Source organism: Pseudomonas juntendi, from assembly GCF_009932375.1.
In the GTDB taxonomy this organism is placed as follows: Bacteria; Pseudomonadota; Gammaproteobacteria; order Pseudomonadales; family Pseudomonadaceae; genus Aquipseudomonas; species Aquipseudomonas juntendi.
The window spans coordinates 1-1,400 of record NZ_BLJG01000454.1 but is presented as its reverse complement, the minus strand read 5'-3'; the positions used below and the strand labels follow the sequence as shown (position 1 = coordinate 1,400).

The following is a 1,400-nucleotide window of genomic DNA, read 5'->3' as shown; positions in this document are numbered from 1 at the left end:
AGGTCACACTCAAGCGTGGCGAAGCGTTCTTCAAGGTCTGGCACGACAGCAGCCACCCGTTCATCGTGCGCGCCGGCCGCGGCCAGACGCGCGTGACCGGCACCCAGTTCAACGTGTGGAAGTATCGTGATCAGGTCAAGGTCACGTTGCTGGAAGGTTCGGTGCTGGTCTCCAGCGACGGCAGCGCCGGCGGCTATCGCCTTGGCCCTGGCATGCAGGCCAGCTACCACAAGGGCGACTTCGAACCGCAACTGGAACAGAGCGGCGACGTTGGCAATAGCCTGGCCTGGCGCAGCGGCAAGCTGGTGCTCGACAACCTCAGCCTGGAACAGGCACTACCGGTGATCAACCGCTACCTCGACGCGCCGTTGCGGCTGGCCGATGCCAGCACCGGGCGCATCCGCATCAGCGGTGTCTACAATACCCGCGAGGTGGAACGCCTGGTCAACAACCTGCCCAAGGTGCTGCCGGTCTACCTGACCCGCAGCAAGGACGGCAGCACCGTGCTCAACCGCATTTCGCCGCCGCCTGGCAAAGGCTGACGCCCGCCCCGCCTTACAAGGTCATGGCCGCCAGCCAGCCGAACGCCAGCAACGGCAGGTTGTAATGGATGAAGGTGGGGATCACGGTGTCCCAGATGTGGTGGTGCTGGCCATCCACGTTAAGCCCGGAGGTCGGGCCCAAGGTGGAGTCCGACGCCGGCGAGCCAGCATCACCCAGGGCACCGGCAGTGCCGACGATGCATACCGTGGCCAGCGGGTCGAAGCCCAGTTGGACGCACAGTGGTACGAAGATCGCAGCCAGGATCGGCACGGTGGAAAACGACGAACCGATGCCCATGGTCACCAGCAGCCCCACCAACAGCATCAGCAAGGCACCTACGCCCTTGCTGTGGTCGATCCATTGTGCCGAAGCCTGCACCAGGCTGTTCACCTCGCCCGTGGCCTTCATCACCTCGGCAAAGCCCGAGGCGGCGATCATGATGAAGCCGATCATGGCCATCATCTTCATGCCCTCGGTGAACAGGTCGTCGGTGTCGCGCCACTTGACGATGCCCGACAACGAGAAGATCAGAAAGCCGACCATGGCGCCGATGATCATCGAATCGAGCAGCAGTTGCACGATGAACGCCGCCGCAATCGCCAGCCCGGCCACCAGCAGCGTCACCGGGTTGTACTGCACGCTCACCTGCTCCACCTGGGCAATGCGTGCCAGGTCGTAGTCGCGTTTCTTGCGGTAGCTGACGAACACGGCCAGCAACAGGCCGACAAGCATGCCGGCAGCCGGGATCGCCATGGCGTGGGTGACGTTGACGCCGCTCACGTCGACACCGGCGCGGGCCACGTTGGCCAACAGGATTTCGTTGAGGAAAATGTTGCCAAAGCCCACCGGCAGGAACA

2 protein-coding genes are annotated in these 1,400 nt (G+C 63.8%); one reads left to right on the top strand and one right to left on the bottom strand.

Annotation, left to right across the window (positions count from 1 at the left end; genetic code table 11):
• Positions 1-542 (top strand): FecR family protein (locus GYA94_RS26695; protein ID WP_174824218.1); only part of this gene is annotated, 542 nt, incomplete at its 5' end.
• A gap of 13 nt (positions 543-555) precedes the next feature.
• Here the strand turns inward: GYA94_RS26695 and GYA94_RS26690 are convergent.
• On the bottom strand, positions 556-1,400 hold an 845-nt coding region (locus tag GYA94_RS26690), incomplete at its 5' end, for a Na+/H+ antiporter NhaC family protein (protein ID WP_161893456.1).